This is a genomic window from Achromobacter sp. RT286_PF (assembly GCF_059760425.1).
In genome coordinates this window covers 86,041-108,197 of the sequence record NZ_JCBAMR010000014.1, presented here as the reverse complement: position 1 = coordinate 108,197, position 22,157 = coordinate 86,041, and the positions used below count along the sequence as shown (strand labels likewise).

The following is a 22,157-nucleotide window of genomic DNA, read 5'->3' as shown; positions in this document are numbered from 1 at the left end:
GGAGAGCTAGGCATGTGGGCAGGAACCCTTTACGCGCTGGCCGCGGGCTTGATGTGGGGGCTGGTATTCGTGGGGCCATTGTTGCTGCCGGAATATCCGGCCGCGCTGCAATCGGTGGCGCGCTACCTGGCCTTTGGCCTGATTGCGCTGCCGCTGGCATGGCTGGACCGCAACCGGCTGCGGCAACTGCGCCGTGCCGACTGGATCGAGGCGCTGAAACTGGCCGCCATCGGCAACCTGCTGTACTACCTGTGCCTGGCCAGCGCCATCCAACGCGCGGGCGGCCCCGTGCCCACGATGATCATCGGCACGCTGCCGGTCGTGATTGCCGTGTGCGCCAACCTGCGTAACGCGCGCCGCGACGGCAAGTTGCCGTGGAAGCGGCTGGCCCCCTCGCTGGCCTTGATCGCGTTCGGCATCGGCTGCGTCAACCAGGTAGAGCTGCAAGCGTTGCGCCAGGACGCGGATGCCGCCTTGTCGCGCTACGCAGTAGGTGCCCTGCTGGCGCTGGTAGCCGTCGCCTGCTGGACCTGGTATCCGCTGCGCAATGCCGACTGGCTGCGGGCGCACCCAGACCGCAGCCCCAGCACCTGGGCCACCGCGCAAGGGCTGGCGACGTTGCCGCTGGCGCTGGCGGGCTACGGGCTGCTGTGGATCGGCATGGCCGCCGCCGATAGTGGCTTTGACATGCCGCTGGGTCCCAACCCGGAACGCTTCCTGGGCTTGATGATTGCCATCGGGCTGTTCGCCTCCTGGCTGGGCACGCTGTGCTGGAACGAAGCCAGCCAGCGCTTGCCCACCGCGCTGGCCGGCCAGCTCATCGTCTTCGAAACGCTGGCCGCGCTGGCGTACGCCTTCATCCTGCGCGGCACCATGCCGCAGCCGCTGACAATGGTGGGCATTGCGTGCCTGATCGTGGGCGTGTTGCGCGCAGTGCGCGTCAAGCCGGTGCCGGTCCCCGTGGCGCTATAGCGGGTTCTGCACGCGCACAAGTCGCTCAGCATCAGCATGCAAAACGTAGCCTGCACAGGACGGCCTTTGATAGGCCCCTACAAGCGTGCCGCACGCACGCGCCGCAAGGCGGCCGCGATCAACACGCCGCCCAGGCCCGCCGCCAGCACGATGGTCGACGCCGCGCTCCATCCGTAGCGGTCGATCACGCCGCCCACGGTGACCGGCCCGATCACCTGCCCCAGGTTGCTTCCCTGCATCACCAGCCCGACCGACGCCGCCGTCAACGCCGGACGCGGCGCGACCAGCGGCGCCGTGCCCAGCAAGGTGGCGGGGATCAGGCCACCGACTGCCGAGAACAGCACGCACAGCAAGAAGGTCGGCATGGCCGGCAGCACGGAACGGAAAATCAATAGCGCCACCACCCCCATCGTCACGCCGGCGCAGGCAATCAAGGTGGATCGCCGCCAGCCGCGCGCCAGCAGCACGCCCGCGCCCAGGTTGCCGACGATGTTGGCGGCGCTGGCGATGGCGCTGTACAGGCCTGCCTGGGCCAGCGTCAGGCCAAGCTGATCCATCAGCAGCACCGGCAGGAAGGTGAACAGCGCGAAGAACATCAGGCTGTAGAGCGTGAACGACAAGGCCAGCAGCACCGGCCCGGCCGCGCTCAGCGTATCAACGGTATCCTGCCGCATGCCGCGCCAGGACAAGGGCGCGGGGGCAGCAGCTTGCCCAGCCGGCAGCAGCGCGGCCACGCTGGCCAGCGACACGATCACTGCCGCGCCCGCGCACCACCAAACTGCCTGCCAGTGCTCGAACGTCTGCGAGGCCAGCATGGCAATGGCCATGCCGGTGGGCATGTAGCAACTCCAGAGAGCAAAGGCAAAATCCCGACCGGACGCGGACACCAGGCGCTGCAAGGCGGCCGGGCCGGCCACGGTAATCATCAGAAAACCCAGGCCTTCGACCACGCGGGACGCCAGCAATAGCGCGTAGCTGGGCGCGATGGCGCCCATGGCCGTGCCGAGCGCCGTGGCCAACAAGCCCAGCAACAACATGCGGCGGGCGCCGAAACGCGCGATCACGCCGCCGGCGGCGATGCCTCCCACGACGCCTAATAGGGAAAACACGGCGGTCAGCGTGCCGATTGACGCCAGATCCAGGCCCATGTCCTGGCGCAACAGCGGCGCGGCAATGATGACCTTGCCCACCTGTAGCGACGCCACCACGCCCGCGCCCACAATGGCCCCCACGCCGGCCCAACGGGTTTCAACCTGGTTCATGCCTGCCTCATTACCCATGCGAAGGCGCCAGCATGCCCGCCCCGCACGATCTTGAGAAGTGATTATTTTTCGATGAGAATGATCGACGGAATAGATCAACCCGCCCGATTTAACCGGCCTGAACCGAAGCAAACCGAACCGAACCGAACCGGCCACCGGCCCGCCCGATGATAGACGCCCTGACCCTGGACCAATTGCGTGTGTTCGTCGCCGTGGCCGATGCCGGCAGCTTTCGCGCGGCCGCGCGCAGCCTGTCCCGCGTGCAGTCGGCGGTCAGCCACGCCATTGCGAATATGGAACAGCAATTGGGCGTGACGTTGTTCGACCGCGCCGGCCATCGCCCCGTGATGACGCCCCAAGGCCAGGCGCTGCTTGCCAACGCGCGCGACATCCTGCTGCGGGTGGACGCCATGCGCGCTCGTGCTCAGGGTATGGGCACGGGGGTCGAACTGGAACTGTCACTGGTCGTGGACACCTTGTTTCCCATTGCCGACGTGGGCGCGGCGCTGAAGGCCATGCACGCCACCTATCCCACAGTGGCCACGCGCGTGGCGGTCTTGCCGCTGGGCGGTCCCATCGAGGCGCTGCTGTCGGGCAGCCATACGCTTGGGATCGTTGCGGGCGAGCACTTCCGCCATCCACGGATCGCCGTGCAGGCCTTGTCGTCGGTGCAGATGGTGGCGGTGGTCGGCGCCGGCCATCCTTTGGCGCGCAAAGTGGTGGGCTACCCGATGGGCAACGCGGCGGGCAACGCGGCAGGCGACTCGGCGGGCGACGCAGCCGGCGACTTAGCTAGCAACCTGGCTAGCAACCTGGCTAGCAAGCCGGCTGGAAACTCGGCGGGCAACGCCATGCTGGGCGCCCCGGAATTGGCCGACCACTTGCAGATCGTGCAAGCCGATCCGTCCGGCTTAAGTGAAGGGCGCGACTTTGCCGTGTTGTCGCCGCAGACCTGCCGCGTGAGCGGCCAGGACACCAAACACGCACTGATCTTGTCGGGCCTGGGCTGGGGCCGTCTGCCGCTGTGGCAGGTAGAGCGCGACCTGGCCGAAGGCCGGCTGGTGCGCCTGCCCACGCACAGCCTGGGACGCGGCAGCCAGGTTGAGACCGAGACGTACCTGGCGCACCGCATCGACATGCCGTTGGGTCCCGCCGCCCGCGCCTTTGCCGATGCGCTGCACCACCCCCTCTAAGCGCCGCGCGCGGGCGGCTGTGCGTAGCTGACGCCCATGCCGGCCCGCACGTCGTTCTGTATGCCATACGGCGCAATCGGATAGCGCAAGCCGTTGGCGGCCAGTGCCTTCATGCCTTCGATGGCAATGGGCAGGTAGCGCGGCGGCAGCGCCATCAGCATCTCTTCGTCGGGCACGCCCCCGTAGCGGCGTTCCGCAAAACAGGGCAAGGACAAGCTGGGTTCACCCGTGGCCAGCGCCCGGCCCCAGGAGTCGGCACAGGCGGTCTCGCCCACCACGCTCCAGTCAAAGCGCCGGTAGTTCTTCCACTGCAAGCCGTTGATAAGAATGATCATCTGCCCGGGCGTGGCGTAGATCAGGCAGATGTCGGGCGGGTTGAGCCGGCCCGATGCCAGCGGCGACACCACCAGCCCGCGATACTTGCCCGCCGGCACACAGGACAAGGCTTCCTGGCGTGCCCGCGCATCGGCTTCGGTGGCGTGCCACACGCCCACGTAATCCTTGCCGCTTTTCCAGTCTTCGTCTTGCGGGCCCAGCCCGATCACCGCGCGGCACTGCGCACCGACCAAGTCGTTGCCGGTGATGCCCACCGTCCACCCCAGCCGCGCGGCCATGCCCACGATTTGATCCGTGGTGTGCGTGGCTTGCGGCCGGCGCAATCCCTTGATGCCGGCCATGTCGGCGTCGTCTTCGAACAGCTTCATGCCGATGACGGTGGTCTTCAAGCGCAGCAGCTTGTTCAGGTCGTCCACCAGTTGCGGCCAGTGCATGGCCGCGTTTGTTGTTGTCTCTTCCATATCCGTCCTTGGGACTGTTGTGTTTGGTGCATCAAGTTTGGTGCATTGGGTTTGGCGCATCGACGTTGGTGGCGATCCGCTTATCCGTCGCAGCTTAAAGGCAAACACGCATCGCCGCGCCGCAAGCATGTGGCAAATTCGGCACGCATGACGACCACGATCATCAGGAAAAGGCTTCAGGGCACAGGCGTGGGCAAAGGCCCGAGTAAAGGCGCGGACAAAGGCGCAGGCGCGCGCCGGTCCTCCTGTTGGGATCGCAACATTGCAAACAAGGCCTGAACCGGCGCGCTGTCGGCCGCTTGCGCCGATGCCGCCAGCCCGAACGACCGGTACAAGGGCTGCGCCAGTCGCAGCACGCGCAGGCCGCGACGGTTTTCAGGCAGGGTCAGCGCGGGCACCAGCGCCACCCCCACGCCTTCACGCACCAGCGCAAAGGCGCTGCTCCAGTCGCGCACCGTGGCGCGCACGTCATCGATGGCAAGGCCGGCGTCCTGCGCCACGCTCTGCGCGTGCACGCTGCATCCACCCGTGGCCAACACGAAAGGCTGCGCCGCCAGCGCCGCCAGGTCGACGGCGTTACCCGCGCGGGCCAGCGGATGCGCGGCGGGCAGCACGGCCATCCATTCGTCTTGGCCAAGCGGACACACGTGCCGCCCGGGCGCGGCGTTCAGCACCACGCCCGCATCCACGGTGCCCGCCGCCAGCAGGGCTTCGACTTCGTCATCCGAGGCTTCAAGCGACACCACGTCGATGCCCGGATGCTGCTGCCGAAAACGCCGCAGCACCGGCGGCAGGATGGTGGAAAACACCATCGGAAAACTGGCCAGGCGCAAGGTACCGCGCGCAGTTCCCCGCGCGTCTTGCGCCATATTTTGAATGCGCCCCAGCGCATCCAGCATGGTCCGCGCCTCGTCCGCCACCCGCAGGCCCAATGCCGTGGGCAGCGTCTGCCGACGGTCCCGCGTGAACAGCGGCGCACCCAGCATGTCTTCCAAGTTGGCGACGGCCTGGCTGGCGCCGGACTGGGTCATGCCCACGTCGGCCGCCGCGTGCGTGATGTTGCCGGCGTCCACCACGGCCAACACCAGCCGCCAGTGCATCAGGTTCATCATGGCATCAGCTCTGCTTATTTCACATTTTTGAAGAAGTAATTTTACGCATGCCTGGCGCGGCCTCATGCTTGCCGTTCTTGCTGAACCGAAGGACCGACCGATGAAGCTGTACTACGCCCCCGACACCTGCTCGCTGTCGCCGCACATCGTGCTGCGCGAGCTGGATCTGCCCTTTACCCTGGTGCGGGTGAACAACCAAACCAAGCGCACCGAGGACGGCGGCGACTTCCTGGCGATCAACCCGAAGGGCTACGTTGCCGCGCTGCAACGGGACGACGGGCAGGTGCTGACCGAAGGACCGGCCATCGTGCAATATCTGGCCGACCTGAACCCGCAAGCCGGGCTGGCGCCGCCCAACGGCACCTGGGACCGCAGCCGCTTGCAGGAATGGCTTAACTTCATCAGCACCGAAATCCATGGCGGCTTTGGCCCGCTGTTCAACCGGGCCCTGCCCGCCGAGGCGCGCCAGTGGTGGCAGGGCCGGATGGAAAAGCGGCTGGATTATCTGACGGGCGTTTTGCAATCTGTGCCCTTCCTGCTTGCCGACCGCTTTGGCGTGGCCGACGCTTACCTGTATGCGGTGCTGCGATGGGCCCGGTTTTTTGACATCGATCTGGCGGGCCGACCCGCGCTGGCTGACTATATGGCGCGCATTGAAATGCGGCCGAGCGTGCAGGCGGCGCTGGCGGCCGAAGGCATCGCCCGCGCAGTTTGACGGACGATGTGACGCGCCGTGTCATGCCAGCGCGATGTGCCTTGTGATGTGCCTTGTGATGTGCCTTGTGATGTGCCCTGTGATGTGCCCTGTGATGTGCCGGATTAACGGGCCGGGACTCGCACATCAGCGAAACGCATCCACGCCCCGCATCAGCGCCGCCGCCATGGTGGGCTGGCGCAACTGCTCCAGCCACCACTTCAACGCGCGGCCCTCGTGACCGCCGCGCCATGCCAGGTACAGCATGTTGGGTTCACGCGGTGTCTCAGTGGCCATTTCCAATAATTCCCCGCGCGCCAGCAACGACGCCACACGGTGGCGCGGCACCCAGCCTATGCCCAGGCCGTCGCGCTGCGCCAGGATTTTTGCGCGCATGCTGGGCACGGCCAGCACCGGCTGGCCGCTGACCCGGCCATAGCCGCGCGCCGCCGCCCCGCGCGACGTGTCCGCCACCACCACCGCGCGGTACTGCTGAATCTGGTCCTGCCGCAAGGGCGTTTTCAGCTTGGCCAGGGGATGGCGCGGCGCCACCGCGAACAACCATTCCATTGCCCCCAATTGCGCCCACTGAAGATTCGGCATAGCTTGGGGCTCGTTCGTCGCTCCCACGATCAGGTCGGCCCGGCCCTCGCGCAGCGCCTCCCATGTGCCGCCCAGCACCTCATGCGTCAAGCGCAGGCTCACCCCGGAATCCAGGCGATCAAACGCATGTATCAACGGCGGCATCAATTCAAATTCCAGGATCTCGTCACTGACGATATGCAGCCGGTCTTCCCAACCGCTGGCTACCTGCTTGACGCGTTGCGTCAGCCGGGACACGTCCAGCATCAGCCGCGCGGCTTCGTCCGCCAGCAGCTGCCCGGCGGGCGTCAGTTGCAGCCGGTAGCGGCGGCGGTCGAACAGCAGCGCGTCAAAGCGTTCTTCCAGCTGGCGGGCCGCGTGCGACACGGACGATGGCGCTCGGCCAAGCTTTACCGCCGCGCGAGACAGGCTGCCGCTGTCCCGGATGGCTTCCAGCAGCGCCAGTTCGTGAGCCGTCAACATGTGCAATTCCTTCGAACGTGTTCGTTCGAAAGATGGTACGACAAAGCGCCGCCCCAGGCGCAACATGGCTACACCTTATCGAACGACTCCCAAGGAGATCACCATGAACCGTTTTGAACACAAGACCGTATTGGTCACCGGCGGCACCAGCGGCATCGGCCTGGCGGCAGCGCAAGCGTTTGCGGCCGAAGGCGCCCGCGTCATCGTCACGGGTCGCGACGAAGCCGCGCTGCAAACCGCGCGGGCCACGCTGGGCGGCAACACGCTGGCCATCCGCAATGTGGCCGGCGCGCCGGGCGCCTCGGCTGCGCTGGCCCAGGCACTGAAAGACGCGGACGTGCGGCTGGACGCCGTTTTCGTCAACGCGGGCATCGCCAAGTTTGCGACCTTGGCCGAGGCCACCGAAGACCTGTGGGACCAAACTTTCAACACCAACATCAAGGGCGTGTTCTTTCAGCTACAGGCCTTGGACCCGCTGTTGAACCCGGGCGCGTCCATCGTGCTGAACGGCTCGATCAACGCCCACATCGGCATGCCGGCCTCCAGTATCTACGCCGCCAGCAAGGCCGCGCTGATCTCGCTGGCCAAGACGCTGTCGGCCGAGCTGCTGCCCCGAGGCATCCGCGTGAACGTGGTTAGCCCCGGCCCGATCGCGACCCCGATCTACGGCAAGCTGGGCCTGGACGCAGCCACCCTGGAAAAGACGGCCGCCGGCATCCAGGCGCAAATCCCGCTGGGCCGCTTTGGCACACCGCAGGAACTGGCTTCGACCGTATTGCATCTGGCGGCGCCGGAATCCGCGTTTATCGTGGGCACCGAAATCATCGTGGATGGCGGCATGAGCCAGCTTTGAACGCAGCCGCTATGGCCCGACCGACCGCAGTGCGCGCTTGCACAGGCGTTCGGCCGCGGCGGTCGGCGTGCCCGCCAGCCGCCGTGCGCATACCTCGCGCACCCAGGCGGGCCGGTTTTTGCTGGCGTCACACCGATTGGCAAGTGACGATATTGACACTGCCGGTGATCCGGACTGAACGGGGCCGCTATCATCCCGTTGTCATCCGTCTTCCACACTGCGCCATGTCCCCTATCCCGCTTGTCCGTCTGATGCTTGCCGCACTGGCGCTGATCGCATCGCCCCCCTATGTTGAGGCGGCCGGTGCCGCGGCGGCCGGTGCCGTGGCGGCCAGTGCCGTGGCGGCCCGTGCCGTGGCGGCCAATGCCGTGGCGGCCAATGCCGCGGCGGCTGCACCCGCCGAAACCCGCTTACGCACCGTCTACGTCGGCACGCTTGAAGGCGCGGGCGAGGTGGTGATGGAATTGGACGGTCAGGGGTCGGACGGCAGCCCCGTGACGGGCCGGTATTTCTATCCGAAGCACGGCGTCGACATCCCCTTGCAAGGCACGCCCGAAGCCCTGGCAGAACCCCGGCTGTTTTATGAACTACAGGAAGCGGGCATCGCCCCGGACGCCAAGGCCGCCGCAGCCGCCACCTGGCAAGGGCACCGCGACGCCGACGGGTATCGCGGCCACTGGGTCGATACCCGCACGGGCAAACAACGCGCCTTCGCGCTGCGCCGCGTGGCGCAGTACGATCCTCGCGCGCTGGCGCCGGGCAGCGGGCAGGCCGTTACCGATGCGATCAGCGGCGGTATGGGCAGCGGCATCGATCACGGCGTAAGCATCAACGCCAACAACGCCCCCTACGAAACCTTGAAGCTGGCCGGCCACGCCGTGCCGGTCGGCGCTGACAGCGGCACGGGCGCCGTCGCCTACCGCATGTGGCGCGACCCCCGCACACAGTTCAGCTACCCGCGCCTGAGCCGCCACCCCGATCCTCAGGTGATGGCCCGCGTCAACGCGCTGCTTGAACAGCGCCACTGGCAGATGAGCCTGGCGGCGCTGGCTTGCAAGGCGTCTGCCTACACCAACGACAATCCGGCCGCCGGCACGCTGGGCAGCTATGACGAGGAAGCCATCACCGTGCAATGGCTATCCACCGCGCTGATGACCGTGACCGAATCCGGCAGCCTGTACTGCGGCGGCGCGCACCCCAACAACCATTTCGAGCCCTACACCTTCGACCTGCTTCAAGGCAAACACCTGGATTGGAACCGCGTGCTGGATGCGTACGTGCCGGGCGAAAACGGATGGCGCGAAGCCAGCCCCGCGCTGCTTGCGTTGATCGACAAGGCCCGCGCGCCGCAAGCCGACATGAAGATCGAGGGCGGTGACGATGATTCGCTGAAGGAATGCTCGGACCTCTGGCCCAGCTATCTGGCCTTGGGAACCGAGGCGCCGGGCGTGCTGACCTTGTCGGTATCCGGCGTGGGCCACGCGATGGGCGTATGCCTGGGCACGCACGCCATGGTGCCGTTCAAGGACCTGACGCCGTATCTGGCGCCGGGCGGCCAGGCGTATCTGGTGCGCGAGTAATCGCGGGCAAAGGGTCGGCAAGGCATGGGCATGGCAAAGCACGGCAAAGCGCCGGCATAGCGCCGGCAATGCGCCGACACAGCGCCGAGACAGCGCCGACACAGCGCCGGCACATTCCGCCACCGCACGGATCGTCCCGCTTAGCGATACAGCACCGTGGGCAGCCACATGCCGATGCCCGGGAATACGTACAACAGGAAAATCGCCACTACCTGGATCCCCATGAACGGCATCATGCCCAGGAAGATCTGGTTCAACGTCACGTGCGGCGGCGAGACGCCCTTTAGATAGAAGGCCGACATGGCCACGGGCGGCGACAGAAAGGCGGTTTGCAGGTTCAGCGCCACCAGCAGGCCGAAGAACAGCGGGTCGATACCAAAGGCATTCAACAGAGGCACGAAGATGGGCATGAAGATCACGATGATCTCGGTCCACTCCAGCGGCCAGCCTAGCAGAAAGATGATGACCTGCGCCAGCAACAGGAACTGAATCGGCGTCAAGCCCAGCGACAGCACCCATTCTTCGATGATGCGCTGGCCGCCCAGCAGCGCGAACGCGGCGGAAAAGATCGACGAGCCCACGAACAGCCAGCACACCATCGCGGTGGTCTTGGCGGTGAGGAATACGGATTCGCGCAGCACGGGCAGGTTCAGCCGGCGGTAGGCCAAGGCGAGCAAGGCCCCGCCCATGGCCCCCATGGCGGCCGCTTCGCTGGGGGTGGCAAGGCCGAACGCGATCGAGCCCAGCACGGCGGCAATCATCACCGCCAAAGGAAAGAACGAGCCCATCAGCATCTTGAAGATTTCCAGCCGCGCCCACGTCAGGGCGGCATAGAACACGGCCAGCACCACCGCGCAGACGGCGACGAATATCCAGAACCCGGTGGGTGCGGGGCGGGACGCAGAGGCGGACGAGTCCGCAGCGCCGGGCGATGGCGGTTCCGCCAATTGACCAGCGGAAGGCTCCGCCGACCCGCCGACGGGTGGCTCCGCCAGTCCCCCGATGGGAGGCTCCGCCAATCCCCCGCCCGGCGGCTCTGCCAAGCCGTCCGCCCCGGGCTCGCTCAGGCCGGAATCAAACCCGCCCGACCCCAACTGCAATTCCGCCGGAATGTCGTATTCCACGATCGGACGCGTCACGCCGTGATGCACCACGGCCACCAGCAGTACCGTCAGCGCCAGCGGCGCCAGCACCGTGACCAGGTTGCGCAGCATGAAGCCGAACGGCACCCCGTGATTGCGCCGGCCCTTGAACAGCGCCGCCACCATGCCCGACAACGCGCGCGTGTAGCCGGCGGCGGCCACCGTCTTGGCTTCGGGCGACAGCGGCACGCCGCGTTCGCTGACGGGCAGCGGCGGCGCCATGTCGGGGCGCAGCTTGGCCACCAGGATCACATACAGCATGTACAGGCCGGCCAGCATGATGCCGGGAAACAGCGCGCCCGCGTACAGCTGCACCACCGACACGCCGGTGGTCGCGCCGTAGACGATCAGCATCACCGACGGCGGCAGCAAGATGCCCAGGCAGCCGCCCGCCGTGATCGACCCCGCCGTCAGGCGCACGCTGTAGCCTGCCTTCAACATGGCGGGCATGGCCAGCAGCCCCATCAGTGTCACCACCGCGCCGACGATGCCGGTAGCCGTGGCGAAGATCGCGCACGTGGCCAGCGTGGCAACCGCCAGCGCGCCCGGCAAGCGCGCCAGCGCCAGATGCATGGACCGGAACAACTTTTCGATCAGGTTGGCGCGTTCGACCAGGTACCCCATGAACACGAACAGCGGAATCGAAATCAGCGAATCGTTGGTCATCGTGGCGTACGTGCGCTGCACCATCAGGTCCAGCGTCTGCCCCACCGACCGACCCGCGTCGGCGCTTTGCATGTAGTACGCCAGGAACGTGAACAGCACGCCCATGCCCATCAGCGTGAACGCCGTGGGAAAGCCCAGCATGATCGCCACCACGATCAACGCCAGCATCAACAGCCCGATGTGCCCCGTGGTCAGTTCGCCCCACGGCGTCAGGAACGCGATCATCAGCAGCACGATTCCGATGCACGACAAGCCGAACCACAAGGCCTTGTGGATTTTCATCGGCGCGGCTCCCCGGGCGGGGTCACGTAGCGGTCAAGCTGGACGATGTCTTCGTCTTTGACGTGCACCATTTTCTTGAGCTTGTCCACGTCCACTTCCTCGACATCTTCCTCGCGCGATGGCCACGCCCCGCGTTGCAGGCACAGCACGCAACGCAGCACTTCGGCCACGCCTTGCAGCAGCAACACCGCGCCCGCCACGGGGATGAACGCCTTGAACGGATAGATGGGCGGCCCGTTGGCCATCAGCGAGGAATGCTCGCCGATGGCGATGGAGTAGCCGGCGTAATACCAGCCCGCCCAGACCAGCGCAATGGCGCCGGGAAAGAAGAACACCAGGTACAGCAGCACGTCCAACCCCGCCTGCACGCGCGGCGGCAGAAAGCCGTAGAGGATGTCGCCGCGCACGTGCCCGTTCTTGGCCAGCGTGTAGGCGCCGGCCATCATGAAGAGCACGCCGTAATACATCATCTGCATGTCGAACGCCCACGCGCTGGGTTGGTTCAGCAGATACCGCGCCGCCACCTCCCAGCACACGTGCAGGGTCAGCACAACGATCAGCCAGGCAAAGGTCTTGCCGACGAAGGTGGAGACGCGGTCGATCAGGTGGATAAGACGAAGCATCGATGGGCCTGGGATGAGGTCAGGCCGGCTTGCTGGTGCGCGAAAAATAATGGTTGTAGGCCATCCGGTAATTGACCGAGGTATCCCCGTGCCAACGCCCCACCCGCTCAGCAAACGCGCGCTGCGAATCCAGCACTTTCTTGAACAGCGGATTCTCGGCGGAACGCTTGGCGATCATCTCGTCCCAGATCTTCAACTGTTGCTGCAAGATGGCGTCCGGCGTCTTGTAGAACTTGACGTTGTGTTCCTTCTGCAGCTTGATGTAGTCCTGCGAATAGCGGTTTGCCGCCTTCCACGACATATCGGCGCTGCTGGCCTGCGCCGCGTAGCTAAGCACGTGCTTCAAGTGCGGCGGCAGCGAGTCGTACTTGGCCTTGTTGAACAGCACTTCAAACTGCTCCGCGCTTTGGTGAAAGCTTTGCAGCATGCAGATCTTGGACACGTCTTGAAAGCCTAGCGCCAGGTCGGACGACGCGTTGTTGAACTCGGCGCCATCGAGCAGCCCGCGATCCAGCGCCGGCACGATTTCGCCGCCGGGCAAGGCGTTCACCGCCGCTCCCATGGCCGTGTACATGTCGATGGCCAGGCCCACCGTGCGGAACTTCACGCCCTTGACGTCTTCCACCTTGGTGACCGGGCGCTTGAACCATCCAAACGGCTGCGTCGGCATCGGGCCGTACATCAACGACACCACGTTCACGCCCATGGCCTTCTGGATTTCGGTCAGCAATTCCTTGCCGCCGCCGTATTCATGCCAGGCCAGCAACATGTTGGCATCCATGCCGAATGACGGCCCCGAGCCCCACAGCGCTACGGCCGTGTTCTTGCCGTACCAATAGGCCACGACGCCGTGCCCGCCGTCCAGCGTGCCGGCCGATACCGCGTCCAGCAGGTCGAACGCCTTGACCACCGCGCCGGCCGGCAAGACTTCGATCTTCAACTGGCCGCCGGCCATGTCGTTGACCTTTTGCGCATAGTCGCGCGCGAACTCGTGAAAGATGTCGTTGGCGGGCCAGGTGCTTTGGAACCGCAATGAAACCGGCGCATTCTGCGCCCGTGTCACGGCAGGGAAACCCAGTGCGGCGGCGCCGGCGACGGCAGCGCCCGAGATGAACTTGCGGCGGGGCTTTGTGACGTGTTGCATGGCTACTTGTCTCCTTGGTGGACTACATGGACCAGCGTGTAGTAACTGCACCTGCGGGGGACGCGGGGAAACGCCTGCTGCGAGCTTCCCGGTGTCGGGGCTACGACTGCGTTGCAACTTTGTGCTGATTAAACCTTCCTGACTAACGGCTGACAATCAGCTGTTTGTCAGGACTTACCCTAGCCGAAGGACCTAGCGCGTTTGGCCGCGATAAACAAGCGCGCCGCCATGTGCGGACATGACGGCGCGCGGGTAAGAACGCCGTTCGGCGTGCGGGTGGATCAGGTCGGGCGGCGCACGGCGCGCACCTTGCCCGCGTTGCCGCCGCCGCAGAAAAAGCGGTCGGCGCCGTCGGATTCCAAACCCGACACGCCCACGCCTTCGGGCATGTCGATGCTTTCCAGCACGGCGCCCGTGTCGGGCTCAAGACGCCGCAATTCGCGTGCGTTTTCTTCCCAGGTGCCGTGCCACAGCTGGCCGTCCACCCACGTGACACCGGTCACGTACCGGTTGGAATCGATGGTGCGCAGGACGCGGCCCGTCTCCGGGTCCACCTGGTGGATCTTGCGTTGTTGGTACTGCCCGACCCACAACGAGCCGTCGGCCCAGGCCATGCCCGAGTCATCGCCGCCGCCCGGCGCGGGAATGCTTGCCAGCACCTTGCCGCTGACCGGGTCCAGCTTCTGTATTTTTCCTTCGGCGATCTGATAGAGATGCTTGCCGTCGAAGGCCGTGCCGGCATTGGCCACGACGTCCAGCGTGCGCAGGGTTTCGCCGGACTCGGGGTCCAGCGCGATCAGCTTTTCGCCCAGCGCGACCCACACATGGCGACCGTCGTAGCTGACACCATGCACGGCGTCGGCACCGGGGAACGGGCCGTATTCACGGACGATTTCAGCTTGGCTTCGTTTCATGGTTGCTTCCTTGAAAGAGGGGAAACTTCATCCTACTGACCGGGCATGAGAGTGGGGAGTAACAAGCTTGTCGTGAACGCCGGCACGCTGGGCGTCGTCCAGCGGCGCGCCCTGCCCTGGCCCAGCGGCAGCACCTGGCCCGACGCGGCCAGCGCATCCAGCGCCCGCTGCACGGTGCGCTGACTGGCGCCCAGCGCCAGCGCCAGGGCCGAGCTGGACCAGGCCTGGCCGTCAACCAGGCAAGCCAGCACCGCGGCATGATCCCGGTCGGCCACGTCCACCGGACGCGCCAGCACGATGACGCCCAGATCGGCGTGGGGTTGCAGCGCAAAGCCGTCACGCGTGGCGGTCACCGCCGCCAATGGCCGCAACGCGGTCCGCAAGCGTCCGATTTCCACACGCAGGCGGGCGCGATGCGAATCGTCTTGAAAGCCGGTGCGAAAAGCGCGGGCGATCAGGAATTCGCGGCTGACATCGTGTGGCCAGCCCTGGGCAAGCAACCGCGCCAAGGCAAACAGAATCGGGCGGCTGGCCAAAGGCACGATCAGTTGGCCTTGCCGCACGGCATTGCGGCACGCGTCGATGATCAGCGCCGGGGACGCCAACAGCGCCTCGGCGTCAGCCAGCGTCAGGTCGCGCGTGCCGTCCGGCGTGACGTGACGGGCGGCCACCGCATGCAGCGCCTGCACGGCGTGGTCCACTTCGGCCACCAAGGCGGGCACGCCGGCCTGGCGCGCGGCGTGCTCGGCACGGGCCAGCGCCGCTGCGGCGTCGTGCGCGCGCACCCGGCGCAACGCGATGCCGCCCGCGATCAATTCGTGGATCGCGCGGGACGCGGCAGGCATGGCCGGGGCGTCCACGCCGGCCAGGGCCTGCTCGGCTTCGTCCAGGCGACCCAGCAGCAATAGCCGCCGCGCCTGCAAGTAGGCGGCGTGCGCCGCGTTGACGAGGTCGCCGTGGACGGCCAAGGCGGTGCGGGCGGCGGCCAGCGCCTTTTCGGGCCACGCCAGATCGCGCGAGGCCAAGGCCACTTCGGCTTCGGCCACGATGCAACGGGCGCGCGCGGCCGGGTTCGCTGGCCCGAAGGCACGCGCGGCCTTGCGCAACAGCGCGTTGGCCCGGGCGAAGTCGCCCAGTTGCGCCATGGCGATGCCGCGCAAGGCCAGCGCCGGGGCATCGTCACGCAGCGACACCTGGTTCAGCGCCGTCAATGGGTCGCCGGCGGCCAAGGCACGCGCCGCGCGGGTGATCGGCAAATCGATGGAGTGCTCAGGCAACTGAAGTTTCCCTGTATGGGCTTGGGCTTGGGCTTGGGCTTGGGCTTGGGCTTCGGCTTGGGCTTCGGCTTGGGCTTGGGCCTTGGCATTGGCATTGGCATTGGCTTTGGCTTGGCTTCAGCTTCAGCTTTGGCTTGGCTTTGGCTTTGGCTTTGGCTTCGGCTTTGGCCTTGGCATTGGCGTCGGTCTCGCCTGGGTCCGGGCTTCGGCCTTGGCGTCGGCCGCGCACCAATCTACCACCGCTTTCCGTCGCTTGATCTTCTGGTCCGCCAGCCCCGGCCCTGCCGCTGCCGCCCGCCCCCTGCCGCCCTGCCGGCCCGCGCCTTCGGCTCAGGCGCAACGCTCGTGGCAAGCACGACGCGTGCGTGGGGGCAAGGGATGCGACCCCATTTACATGGTCACCAGGGTTCCCCCACCCTTGGGCGGCCCGCCAGCGTGTAAACTCCCCCCTTTTTGACTCTGGTGGTATGTTGCAAGCCCCACAGCGCACAGGTTTAAGCGGCCCGACGCTCATTCGCTTGCTGACTCGCCTGACGGATGTCGACGTTCCGGAATCCAGGCAATCGTTGTCCGACCATTTGAGCCAGTGGCTTGGTTGGACGGACGCGATCGCACTGTCCGCGGCCCTGAACACGAGCCCGCCGGTGATCGCCCCCGGCGCGCGCATGTTCAGCAGCGCCGAAGAGCGGGAATGCGCGCGCGTGCGCACGACGCTGGCAGACGCCATCGCCAGCGACACGGCAGCCACAAGCGCCAAGCGGATCGTGCCGGGACAGGCGCCGGCCAAGAAGTCGGCGGCCGTCGAGCAGGCCGAGGCCGATTACTCGAATTTTCGCCAGCGCTACCTGTCGTTGCAGCACACTATGGAAACCAGCGTGGGCAACTTGCGCAGCCGTCTGCGCGGAATGGTCGCGGCCAAAAATGGCGAGATGACCCGTCTGGCCGTGGTGGACGCCATCATGGACCGGGCGCTGCTGCCCAAGGAACGCGCGCTGTTCGGCGCGATCCCCAAGCTTTTGCAGGGGCATTTCGAGCGCTTGCGGCTGGCCGAGGCGGCGGCGTTGGCGCCCGTGGATGCGTCTGTGGATGCGCCCGTGGACGCACCCGCCGCTCAAGCCGATGCTGCGCCGCCCGCCGATGGCGCCGCCAAGCTGGAGGACGGCAACGGCAAGGCGCCCGGGCCGGCAACCGCAACACCGCCTGTCACCCCCGGCGCCTGGCTGGACGTTTTCCGCAAGGATATGCGCAGCGTCCTGCTTGCCGAATTGGATGTTCGACTACAACCGGTCGAAGGGCTGCTTGCCGCCCTTCGCGCCAGCTAACCAGGACACCATGTCCAAGACTCTGATCAATTTCGTTGTATTTGTGGCCGGCTTGGCCGTTGTGGGCTGGATTGGCGCGGGCTATGCGGGGTCGAACCCGTTGGCGCTGGCCGTGACGCTGCTGATCGGCATCTGCTATCTGGCGGGCGCTTGGGAACTGCTGCGGTATCAGCAGGCCACCAGCGGACTGGCGCGCGCCAGCACGTCACTGAACGAACCGCCGGCCAGCCTGGCCTCGTGGCTGGACCAATTACCGGCCAGCCTACGCAACGCCGTCCGGCTGCGGGTGGAAGGCGAACGGGTGGGCTTGCCCGGCCCGGCGCTGGCCCCGTATCTGGTCGGCCTGCTGGTTTTGCTGGGCATGCTGGGCACCTTTTTGGGCATGGTTGTGACGCTGCGCGGCACCGGCATGGCATTGGAAAGCGCCACTGACCTGGGCGCCATCCGCGCCTCGCTCGCCGCGCCGGTCAAGGGCCTGGGCTTTGCGTTCGGCACCTCGATTGCCGGCGTGGCCACGTCCGCCATGCTGGGCCTGCTGGCCGCGCTGTGCCGCCGCGAACGCGTGCAGGCCGCGCAGCTGCTTGACGCCAAGATCGCCACCACGCTGCGCGTGTACTCGCAAAGCTATCAGCGCGAAGAATCGTTCAAGCTGCTGCAACGCCAGGCCGAAGTCATGCAGCGTCAGGCCGAAGCCATGCCCACGCTGGTTGACCGCCTGCAAGCCATGATGCAGGGCATGGAACAGCAGACGCGTTCCCTGAACGAACGCCAGTTGGCCAGCCAGGACGCGTTCCAGGGCAAAGCCGAGGCGGCGTACGCCCGCCTGGCTGCCGTCATGGAGCAGTCCATGAAAGAAGGCGTGGCCGAAAGCGCGCGCTCTGCCGGCGTTGCCTTGCAGCCGGTGGTGCAAGCCACGATGGAAAGCCTGTCGCGCGAAACCGCCAGCCTGCAAGACACCGTGGCCCAGGCCGTGCAGCAGCAACTAAGCAGCCTGACCTCGGGCTTCCAGGCGTCCACCAGCAATGTGGCCGACATCTGGAACCAGGCGCTGGCCGGCCAGCAACGCGCCAGCGAGACGCTGGCGCAAGATCTGCGCGCCTCGCTGGACCGCTTTGCCGAAACCTTTGAACAGCGCTCGGCCGCCTTGCTGGACGGTGTGTCGGCGCGGCTGGAAGCGTCGTCGGGCAACCTGTCCGAGGCCTGGACGGCGGCGTTGTCGCGCCAGGAACACGTCAGCGAAAAGCTGGCGGGCGACAATCTGCAAGCGCTGACGGCTGCTGCCGCCAGCTTCGAAAAACACTCGGCATCGCTGTTGCGCACACTGAACGATTCGCACAGCTTGCTGCAATCGGAACTGGCCTCGCGCGATCAGCAACGCCTGGCCGCCTGGACCGAAACGCTGGGCGCCATGGGCGCCACGCTGCGCCAGGAATGGGAGCAGGCCGGCACGCAAGCCGCCACCCGGCAACAGGCCATCAGCGACACACTGGCGCAGACCGTGCGCGACATCAACGCCCAGGCCGCCGCGCAAGCCAGCGTGCTGGAAGCGGTGTCGGCCCGCATGGAAGCCGCCGCCAATAACGTGTCTGACCGCTGGAACACTGCCCTGGATCGCCAGAGCGAAGTGGCCGAAAAGCTGGCTGCCGACAACCAACTAGCCCTGACCACCGCCGCCGCCGCCTTCGAGCAGCATTCTGCGTCGCTGCTGCGCACGCTGGACCAGTCGCATGCGGACCTGCAAGCGGCGTTGGCGTCCAAGGACGAAGCGCGTCTGGCCGCCTGGACCGAATCGCTTGCCGCTACGGCTGCCACCCTGCGCGCTGAATGGGAACAGGCCGGTGCGCAGGCCGCGACTCGGCAGGAAGCCATCAGCGCCGCGCTGGCCGGCACCGCGCGCGACATCGGCGCGCAAGCCCAAGCGCAGGCGCAGCTGCTGCAAAACGTATCGACCCGCCTGGAATCCGCCGCCAACAGCGTGTCGGACCGCTGGAACACCGCGCTGGATCGCCAGAGCGAAGTGGCCGAAAAGCTGGCCGCCGACAACCAGCAAGCCTTGACGACCGCCGCCGCTGCGTTCGAGCAGCATTCGGCATCGCTGCTGCAAAAGCTGGACCAGTCGCACGCCGATCTGCAAACGGCGCTGGCCGCCAAGGACCACGAACGCCTGGCCGCCTGGACCGGCACGCTGACCGCCATGGCGGCCACGTTGGGGCAGGAATGGAAGGCCGCAGGCGACCATACCGTGGCGCGCCAGCAGGAAATCAGCGACGCACTGGCGCTGACCGCGCTGGACGTCACCGGCCAGACCGAAGCGCAGGCGCGCCTGCTGGAGAGCGTATCGGCCCGCCTGGAAACCGCCGCCAGCAGCGTGACGCAGGCGTGGACCGAGGCGCAGGCGCGCCAGGAACACGTCAGCGCGAAGCTGGCCGCCGACAACCAGCAAGCCCTGACGAGCGCCGCCGCCACGTTCGAGCAGCACGGCGCATCGCTGCTGCAAAAGCTGGATCAATCGCACGCCGATCTGCAAGCCGCGCTGGCGTCCAAGGACGAAGCGCGCCTGGCTGCCTGGACCGGCAAGCTGGCCGCGCTGGCCGATGCGCTGGGCCAGGAATGGGAATTGGCGGGCGCGCAGGCCGCCACCCGCCAGCAGGAATTGACGCAGGCGCTGGCGCAAACCACGCAAACCCTCACGGCGCAGGCCGAGGCGCAGGCAAGCGTGCTGGAAACCGCGTCCACCCGCCTGGAGACAGCGGCAAGCCAGGTCACCCAGGCCTGGACGGACGCCCAGACGCGCCAGGAGCAGGTCAACCAGCAACTGGCCGACGGCAACCAGCAGGCGCTGGAGGCCGCCGCCGCCACGTTCGAACAGCATTCGGCATCGTTGCTGCACACGCTGGACCAATCCCACGCCGATCTGCAAGCGGCGCTGGCCGCCAAGGACGAAGAACGCTTGGCCGCGTGGACCGGCAAGCTGGCCGCCGTTGCCGACACGCTGGCGCAAACCGCCAACGACATCACCGCGCAAACGCAGGCGCATGCCAGCGAAACCATCACGGAAATCGGCCGATTGGTGCAAGCCGCGTCGGAAGCGCCCAAGGCCGCCGCCGACGTCATCGGCGAACTGCGCCAGAAGCTTTCCGACAGCATGGTGCGCGACAACGACATGCTGCAAGAGCGCAACCGCCTCTTGGAAACGCTGGACACGCTGCTTAACGCCGTCAACCACACCGCCGCCGAACAGCGCACGGCCGTGGATGCGCTGGTGGCCTCGTCGGCCGAGCTGCTGGAACGCGTGGGCACGCAGTTCACCGACCGCGTCCAAGCCGAGACCGGCAAGCTGACCGATGTGGCTGCGGCAGTGACCAGCAGCGCCGTGGAAGTGGCCAGCCTGGGCGAATCGTTCGGCGCGGCGGTGCAGCTGTTCGGCGAGTCCAACGACAAGCTGGTGGCGCACCTGCAACGCATCGAAGCGGCGCTGGACAAGTCCATCGCGCGCGGCGACGAGCAACTGTCCTACTACGTGGCGCAGGCGCGCGAAGTGGTGGACCTGAGCCTGATGTCGCAAAAGCAGATCATTGAAAACCTGCAACAGCTGGCCACCCAGCGCGCCACCGCCGGAGAGCAGATCGCATGAGCGAGGACATCGACGGCGGCGTCGAAGCCTCCGCACCGGCCTGGGCCGTCTTCGGCGACTTGATGTCGGTGCTGCTGGGCGCGTTCGTGCTGATTCTGGTCAGTGTGATCGGCGTGCAGCTGCAACTGTCGACGCAGCTGGAAGAAGAGGTCAAGCAACGGCAGGAAGAAACGCAGCGGCGCGAAACGCTGGAGCAGGCGCTGGCGGGGCCGCTGGCCGCCGGCCGCGTGACCTTGATCAACGGCCGCATCGGCATCAGCGGCAGCGTGCTGTTTGCCTTGAACTCGGACCAGTTGCAGCCCGAAGGCCGCGAGGTCTTGAAGACGCTGATCGAACCGCTGGCCGCGTACCTGAAGACGCACGACGAAATCCTGATGGTCAGCGGCTACACCGACGACCAGCAAGTGCGCGAAGGCAACCGCCGTTTTGCGGACAACTGGGACTTGTCGGCGCAGCGCGCGCTGACGGTCACGCGCGCGTTGATCGACGAAGGCGTGCCGTCCGCCACCGTGTTTGCCGCCGCCTTTGGGTCCGAGCAGCCGGTGGCGTCGAACGCCGACGAAGCCGGCCGCGCCAAGAACCGCCGCGTGGAAATCACGCCCATCCCGAAGCCGTCCAATGAGCCGGGAAAGCCGCGTGAACAGTAACGACGATGTCGACGGCGCGGTGGATGCCGTGAATGGCGTGGACGGCGTGGACGCGGCGGATGCCGTGGAGCCGACCGATGCCGTCCAGGCCGCCCAAGCCGTGGATACCGCGGGCGCCGCCGACGCGGCGGACGCAGCGGGCGTTGACGTGCCCTGGCTGGCGGCACAAGCCACCCTGGACGCCTGGGGCGACAGCGGTGCCGACCGCCTCGACCCGGTGCGCTTTCGCTTTCTTCAAGCCATGGCGCGGCGCACCGCCCCCCTGCAAGGCCTTGCCCGCCAACAGCTGGAGGACAAGTTGGACACGCATCTGCGCGCTTATGCGCAGCTGCTGGAGGAAGTGGAGCCGGACGCTTCGACGATGGATTCGGCCGAGGCATCAGAGCCCGCTTCGCCCCCCGCTTCGCACCGCCCTTCGCACCGCCCTTCGCACCCCTCTTCGCCCCACTCATCGCATCCCGCGTCGACATCGGCCGAGACATCGCCTGCCGCCTCTGCCACCCCCCAATCCGCCCCCGCCGCGCTGACCGAGCTGCTGGCCTACCTGACGTACCCCGACGCCCCGGACAACGACCCGACCTGGGACCGCGATGCGCTTGGCCTGCGCGAGGCATATCCCGACGTGCAGATGCTGGAGTATTTTCGCGGCGTCTGGTCGCGCGTCAGCGCCGACCGGCAGGTGCGCCAGTCGCAAGAGCAGGTGCACAAGAACGCCGGCCCGCTCAACTCCAACCAACTGGTGCACCGTGCGCTGTCGCTCATGCGCGAGTTGTCGCCCGGTTACCTGCAACAGTTTCTGTCGTACACGGACGCGTTGATGTGGATGGAGCAGATCCACGCGGCCACGGCGCCCGCGCCCAAGGAAAGCACGCGCTCGGGCGCCGCGAAAAAGACCTCGCGGGCGAAGGCGCGGCAAGGCTAGCCCCTGCGGCCGGGTTGCCGGCCCTGCCTATAATTAAGCCCATCCGTATCCGGCCA

The 22,157-nt window shown here is 66.8% G+C and carries 18 protein-coding genes; 9 read left to right on the top strand and 9 right to left on the bottom strand.

Going from position 1 to position 22,157, the window contains the following annotated elements; genetic code table 11:
- Nucleotides 1–12 precede the first annotated feature (12 nt).
- Nucleotides 13–972, top strand: coding sequence for a DMT family transporter (locus tag AC6LJY_RS13715; protein WP_498136178.1), 960 nt, complete (start codon nt 13–15; stop codon nt 970–972).
- Between the two features lie 77 nt (nt 973–1,049).
- Here AC6LJY_RS13715 and AC6LJY_RS13710 read toward each other — a convergent pair whose 3' ends face one another.
- On the bottom strand, nt 1,050–2,234 hold the full coding sequence (locus AC6LJY_RS13710) for an MFS transporter (protein ID WP_498136177.1): 1,185 nt from the start codon (nt 2,232–2,234) through the stop codon (nt 1,050–1,052).
- 167 nt (nt 2,235–2,401) lie between these two features.
- Here AC6LJY_RS13710 and AC6LJY_RS13705 point away from each other — a divergent pair, with 167 nt between their 5' ends.
- Nucleotides 2,402–3,427: a LysR family transcriptional regulator gene (locus tag AC6LJY_RS13705; RefSeq protein ID WP_498136176.1), complete on the top strand. Its 1,026-nt coding sequence runs from the start codon at nt 2,402–2,404 to the stop codon at nt 3,425–3,427.
- Here AC6LJY_RS13705 and AC6LJY_RS13700 read toward each other — a convergent pair.
- Both AC6LJY_RS13700 and AC6LJY_RS13695 read right to left on the bottom strand, forming a co-directional pair.
- Nucleotides 3,424–4,224, bottom strand: coding sequence for a DUF169 domain-containing protein (locus AC6LJY_RS13700; protein ID WP_498136175.1), 801 nt, complete (start codon nt 4,222–4,224; stop codon nt 3,424–3,426). The two genes, AC6LJY_RS13705 and AC6LJY_RS13700, sit on opposite strands and share 4 nt — an antisense overlap.
- 176 nt (nt 4,225–4,400) lie before the next feature.
- Nucleotides 4,401–5,336 (bottom strand): LysR family transcriptional regulator, encoded by a 936-nt coding sequence (locus tag AC6LJY_RS13695; RefSeq protein ID WP_498136174.1) that lies wholly within the window; start codon nt 5,334–5,336, stop codon nt 4,401–4,403.
- A 100-nt stretch (nt 5,337–5,436) separates the two neighbouring features.
- Between AC6LJY_RS13695 and gstA the strand changes: the two genes are divergently transcribed.
- Nucleotides 5,437–6,051: a glutathione transferase GstA gene (gene gstA / locus AC6LJY_RS13690; protein ID WP_498136198.1), complete on the top strand. Its 615-nt coding sequence runs from the start codon at nt 5,437–5,439 to the stop codon at nt 6,049–6,051.
- A 126-nt stretch (nt 6,052–6,177) separates the two neighbouring features.
- On the opposite strand, the gene AC6LJY_RS13685 is transcribed toward gstA, so the two are convergent.
- A complete protein-coding gene (locus AC6LJY_RS13685; RefSeq protein WP_498136173.1) occupies nt 6,178–7,095 on the bottom strand; it encodes a LysR family transcriptional regulator in 918 nt (305 codons plus the stop codon).
- Between the two features lie 103 nt (nt 7,096–7,198).
- Here AC6LJY_RS13685 and AC6LJY_RS13680 point away from each other — a divergent pair, with 103 nt between their 5' ends.
- Both AC6LJY_RS13680 and AC6LJY_RS13675 read left to right on the top strand, forming a co-directional pair.
- The gene (locus AC6LJY_RS13680) at nt 7,199–7,948 is read left to right on the top strand and encodes an SDR family oxidoreductase (protein ID WP_104143799.1); all 750 of its coding nucleotides are present in this window, start codon (nt 7,199–7,201) and stop codon (nt 7,946–7,948) included.
- Between the two features lie 224 nt (nt 7,949–8,172).
- On the top strand, nt 8,173–9,528 hold the full coding sequence (locus tag AC6LJY_RS13675) for a hypothetical protein (RefSeq protein ID WP_498136172.1): 1,356 nt from the start codon (nt 8,173–8,175) through the stop codon (nt 9,526–9,528).
- Between the two features lie 140 nt (nt 9,529–9,668).
- Here AC6LJY_RS13675 and AC6LJY_RS13670 read toward each other — a convergent pair whose 3' ends face one another.
- The 5 genes from AC6LJY_RS13670 to AC6LJY_RS13650 all read right to left on the bottom strand — a co-directional run bounded on the left by AC6LJY_RS13670 (nt 9,669) and on the right by AC6LJY_RS13650 (nt 15,561).
- Nucleotides 9,669–11,561 carry a TRAP transporter large permease gene (locus tag AC6LJY_RS13670; protein ID WP_498136197.1) on the bottom strand — a complete coding sequence of 631 codons (1,893 nt, stop codon included), beginning with the start codon at nt 11,559–11,561 and terminating at the stop codon, nt 9,669–9,671.
- A 53-nt stretch (nt 11,562–11,614) separates the two neighbouring features.
- Entirely contained in the window at nt 11,615–12,241 is a 627-nt protein-coding gene (locus AC6LJY_RS13665) for a TRAP transporter small permease subunit (protein WP_498136171.1), read from the bottom strand.
- Nucleotides 12,242–12,260: 19 nt separating this feature from the next.
- Nucleotides 12,261–13,385: a TRAP transporter substrate-binding protein gene (locus AC6LJY_RS13660; RefSeq protein WP_046807489.1), complete on the bottom strand. Its 1,125-nt coding sequence runs from the start codon at nt 13,383–13,385 to the stop codon at nt 12,261–12,263.
- Between the two features lie 281 nt (nt 13,386–13,666).
- Nucleotides 13,667–14,299, bottom strand: coding sequence for a Vgb family protein (locus AC6LJY_RS13655; RefSeq protein WP_046807488.1), 633 nt, complete (start codon nt 14,297–14,299; stop codon nt 13,667–13,669).
- 32 nt (nt 14,300–14,331) lie between these two features.
- On the bottom strand, nt 14,332–15,561 hold the full coding sequence (locus AC6LJY_RS13650; protein ID WP_498136196.1) for a helix-turn-helix domain-containing protein: 1,230 nt from the start codon (nt 15,559–15,561) through the stop codon (nt 14,332–14,334).
- Nucleotides 15,562–16,043: 482 nt separating this feature from the next.
- Here AC6LJY_RS13650 and AC6LJY_RS13645 point away from each other — a divergent pair, with 482 nt between their 5' ends.
- The 4 genes from AC6LJY_RS13645 to AC6LJY_RS13630 are packed head-to-tail and all read left to right on the top strand — an operon-like array spanning nt 16,044 to nt 22,101.
- Nucleotides 16,044–16,898 carry a DUF3348 domain-containing protein gene (locus tag AC6LJY_RS13645; RefSeq protein ID WP_498136170.1) on the top strand — a complete coding sequence of 285 codons (855 nt, stop codon included), beginning with the start codon at nt 16,044–16,046 and terminating at the stop codon, nt 16,896–16,898.
- A gap of 10 nt (nt 16,899–16,908) precedes the next feature.
- Complete coding sequence (locus AC6LJY_RS13640) at nt 16,909–20,532, top strand: DUF802 domain-containing protein (RefSeq protein WP_498136169.1); 3,624 nt, start codon at nt 16,909–16,911, stop codon at nt 20,530–20,532.
- Nucleotides 20,529–21,179 (top strand): OmpA family protein, encoded by a 651-nt coding sequence (locus AC6LJY_RS13635; protein WP_046805914.1) that lies wholly within the window; start codon nt 20,529–20,531, stop codon nt 21,177–21,179. The genes AC6LJY_RS13640 and AC6LJY_RS13635 overlap by 4 nt, the downstream gene beginning before the upstream one ends.
- Nucleotides 21,169–22,101: a DUF2894 domain-containing protein gene (locus AC6LJY_RS13630; protein WP_498136168.1), complete on the top strand. Its 933-nt coding sequence runs from the start codon at nt 21,169–21,171 to the stop codon at nt 22,099–22,101. The genes AC6LJY_RS13635 and AC6LJY_RS13630 overlap by 11 nt, the downstream gene beginning before the upstream one ends.
- Nucleotides 22,102–22,157: the final 56 nt, after the last annotated feature.

What these genes read in the sequence shown, in the direction of transcription:
- AC6LJY_RS13715 (WP_498136178.1), top strand. Translation starts at nt 13, where the DNA reads ATGTGGGCAGGAACCCTTTACGCGCTGGCCGCGGGCTTGATGTGGGGG.
- AC6LJY_RS13710 (WP_498136177.1), bottom strand. Translation starts at nt 2,234, where the DNA reads ATGAACCAGGTTGAAACCCGTTGGGCCGGCGTGGGGGCCATTGTGGGC.
- AC6LJY_RS13705 (WP_498136176.1), top strand. Translation starts at nt 2,402, where the DNA reads ATGATAGACGCCCTGACCCTGGACCAATTGCGTGTGTTCGTCGCCGTG.
- AC6LJY_RS13700 (WP_498136175.1), bottom strand. Translation starts at nt 4,224, where the DNA reads ATGGAAGAGACAACAACAAACGCGGCCATGCACTGGCCGCAACTGGTG.
- AC6LJY_RS13695 (WP_498136174.1), bottom strand. Translation starts at nt 5,336, where the DNA reads ATGATGAACCTGATGCACTGGCGGCTGGTGTTGGCCGTGGTGGACGCC.
- gstA (WP_498136198.1), top strand. Translation starts at nt 5,437, where the DNA reads ATGAAGCTGTACTACGCCCCCGACACCTGCTCGCTGTCGCCGCACATC.
- AC6LJY_RS13685 (WP_498136173.1), bottom strand. Translation starts at nt 7,095, where the DNA reads ATGTTGACGGCTCACGAACTGGCGCTGCTGGAAGCCATCCGGGACAGC.
- AC6LJY_RS13680 (WP_104143799.1), top strand. Translation starts at nt 7,199, where the DNA reads ATGAACCGTTTTGAACACAAGACCGTATTGGTCACCGGCGGCACCAGC.
- AC6LJY_RS13675 (WP_498136172.1), top strand. Translation starts at nt 8,173, where the DNA reads ATGTCCCCTATCCCGCTTGTCCGTCTGATGCTTGCCGCACTGGCGCTG.
- AC6LJY_RS13670 (WP_498136197.1), bottom strand. Translation starts at nt 11,561, where the DNA reads ATGATCGCGTTCCTGACGCCGTGGGGCGAACTGACCACGGGGCACATC.
- AC6LJY_RS13665 (WP_498136171.1), bottom strand. Translation starts at nt 12,241, where the DNA reads ATGCTTCGTCTTATCCACCTGATCGACCGCGTCTCCACCTTCGTCGGC.
- AC6LJY_RS13660 (WP_046807489.1), bottom strand. Translation starts at nt 13,385, where the DNA reads ATGCAACACGTCACAAAGCCCCGCCGCAAGTTCATCTCGGGCGCTGCC.
- AC6LJY_RS13655 (WP_046807488.1), bottom strand. Translation starts at nt 14,299, where the DNA reads ATGAAACGAAGCCAAGCTGAAATCGTCCGTGAATACGGCCCGTTCCCC.
- AC6LJY_RS13645 (WP_498136170.1), top strand. Translation starts at nt 16,044, where the DNA reads ATGTTGCAAGCCCCACAGCGCACAGGTTTAAGCGGCCCGACGCTCATT.
- AC6LJY_RS13640 (WP_498136169.1), top strand. Translation starts at nt 16,909, where the DNA reads ATGTCCAAGACTCTGATCAATTTCGTTGTATTTGTGGCCGGCTTGGCC.
- AC6LJY_RS13635 (WP_046805914.1), top strand. Translation starts at nt 20,529, where the DNA reads ATGAGCGAGGACATCGACGGCGGCGTCGAAGCCTCCGCACCGGCCTGG.